This window comes from Sulfitobacter sp. HI0129, from assembly GCF_001635395.1.
Classification (GTDB): Bacteria; Pseudomonadota; Alphaproteobacteria; order Rhodobacterales; family Rhodobacteraceae; genus Sulfitobacter.
This window is the reverse complement of sequence record NZ_LWGH01000785.1, coordinates 1-2,260: the sequence shown is the minus strand read 5'-3', so window position 1 is coordinate 2,260 and position 2,260 is coordinate 1. Positions and strand designations below refer to the sequence as shown.

Below are 2,260 nucleotides of genomic sequence, written 5' to 3'. Positions count from 1 at the left end.
TCCGGGGTCTCAGCCCCATAGCGGAAGTCCGAGTCTGCTTCATAGAGATCGATCTTCCAGAACACGGTCTCTCCCCGGATCTCGACCGCCCCGAAGTCGTGCCAGCCCTCGGGATCATTCTCAGGCTCGAACGTGGCAAACTCACCGGTTGCCTTGACCGCCTCGGCCATGAAGCCATCGCCGGCCTCCATAAGCGAGCGGGTGACATGCATGCGGCCCTGGATGGGTTGCGCGGGCGGCACCCCAAGGCATGCAAGTTTGCGAAACGCGTCGTTCTGCACCGCGATCACGGTCGGATCCGGACGGTCTAGCTGGGGTTGAACATTCATGGACATGGGGATCTCCTTTGAGAGGTTTGAAACACCCTTCTCAAAGCCCGCTTTTTCTTTTCCGCTTGGCGGATGAATCGAGGCCGAAGGCGCCCCACCCGAACAGCCCTTTGGGTCTGTAATTCGGGTTGGGGATGGTTTCGATCCAGCCGCCTTGTTCTTTGATGCTCTCGAGCGCTGCCGAGAGCGGATAAGCGCCCTCGGCAGCGCTCCACCAATAGGCACCGCGCTTGAAGGTGATGATCTTGCGGCGGCCGTCGTTGAAGCAGGCCACCCGCAGCGTTTTGGGTTCCTTACGTGACATGGGTGTCTCCGTTCTCCGTGCGGTCAGGCGGCCTCGGCACTGCGACCTGCCCTGCCCACCTCCGATCTGGCGATCAGATAATCACAGGCGCGCTGCGCGTCCGCGGCGTGCCGGAAGATCGCGCCCTTGTCCGACCGAAGGACCCGCAACCAGTTGTGCAGGTAGGCGGCATTCATCTCGAGCGTATGCGCCGTGAAGCCGAGCGTCTGACCCAGGAACACCGAGGTCAATTCCGCGACGATCTCCTCGCGCGCATAGGACGTGTTGCCAAACTTCGAGAACCCGAAATCGCGGTTCAGTCGATGCGGGGCTTTCGTGGCATGGGCCAGCTCATGGGCCCAGACCCCGTAGAAATTGCGCGGGTCCTGGAACCGAGTGATGGACGGCATGTAGACCTTGTCCACGGGCGGCAGATAGTACGCTTCCGTTCCCGTGAAGACGGTTGTGATGTCGATGGCATCGAAAAACGCCTGCATGTGCGGGATGGGCTCTGACGGCGGATGCTCGGGCACGGGCTCCGGGTCGGGGAAGAAGCTGTCGGGCAAGCCCTCGATCTGGCAGGCATTGAACACGCGGTAGGATTTCTGGAAGCGGAAGATACGGGCTCCCTCGGAGTGATCATCCGCGTCGCTGCGGTCATGCTCATCGCCGCCGGCGTCCCTCCGGCTTTGACCGTAGTAAACGACGACAGAGGACTTCTCGCCCTTGCGAACCTTTGCGTCCAAGGCATTGGCCTGCGGCAACGTCATCCAGAAGGGAGAGCTGTGGCCCGCCATCACGGTCCGCATCGTCAGCAGGAAGTTGTTCACTCCCTGGTAGGGTTCTCCGCCCACGCGCAGGGGACGAGAGCTGCCACCTGCGGTCCATGGCTTGCGCCACGGCAGGACGCCGCGCTCAATGATACGGATGATTTCGTTTGTGATGACCTCGGAGGCATCGAATTTGGGCGTGCGGGATCGGGCCATGGCTGGCCTCCTTTCGAATGTTGGTGTGAGGGAATGATGATCAGATTGACTGACGGGGCCGCGGATCGTTGACGATCCTCGCGCCGAGCCCTTCGACCATGTCGATGTAGTCGGTCAGCGAGACGGACCTGCCAGGGCCCCAGGGTTCAGAGTCGTCCGATCCGTCCTGCGCCACCCGCGGTAGGTTCGCGAAGGCGATGACATTGGTGACGGGTCGGATATCGATGAAGGGGGTCCCCCGTGCGACCGCAAGAGTGGCCAAGGGAAAGCGCTCGATCGGCGCGAAGGTCGAAACGGTGGTCCAACCGAGATGGATGAATGTCCCGCCCTCTCCGCAGATGGGGAGTGTCATGAACTCTGTGTATCTTTCCCGGCCCATGCGGTTTCAGATACTCAAGCGTCGAAGCGCTCGCCGAACATTATGGCGAACTGGTTGCGGGCTGCAAACCATTCCCGAACATTTCTGCCATCCTTTTCGAACTTGCGGATTGCGAGATAGATCAGCTTGGTCGCGGCCTCGTCGGTCGGGAATGAACCGCGCGTCTTGATCGATTTTCGGATCACGCGGTTCAAGCTTTCTATGGCAGTGGTCGTGTAGATGATCTTGCGGATCGCCGGATCGAAGCCGAAGAATGGGATCACCTCGGCCCATGCCCTGCGCC

At 61.0% G+C, this 2,260-nt stretch carries 3 protein-coding genes and 2 pseudogenes; all 5 read right to left on the bottom strand.

Features of this window, described 5'->3' with window-relative positions; all coding sequences use genetic code 11:
- Window positions 1–335, bottom strand: a 335-nt coding sequence (locus tag A3764_RS19075; RefSeq protein ID WP_067951953.1) for a DUF3768 domain-containing protein, incomplete at its 3' end; no start/stop codon positions are given.
- A gap of 91 nt (window positions 336–426) precedes the next feature.
- Window positions 427–633: pseudogene (locus A3764_RS19070) on the bottom strand (DUF6330 family protein); the annotation flags it as partial.
- A 23-nt stretch (window positions 634–656) separates the two neighbouring features.
- Window positions 657–1,598, bottom strand: a complete 942-nt coding sequence (locus A3764_RS19065) for an ArdC family protein (protein WP_067923951.1) — start codon at window positions 1,596–1,598, stop codon at window positions 657–659.
- Window positions 1,599–1,638: 40 nt separating this feature from the next.
- Window positions 1,639–1,938: pseudogene (locus A3764_RS19060) on the bottom strand (hypothetical protein); the annotation flags it as partial.
- A gap of 53 nt (window positions 1,939–1,991) precedes the next feature.
- Window positions 1,992–2,260, bottom strand: a 269-nt coding sequence (locus A3764_RS19055; protein ID WP_150122303.1) for a transposase, incomplete at its 5' end; no start/stop codon positions are given.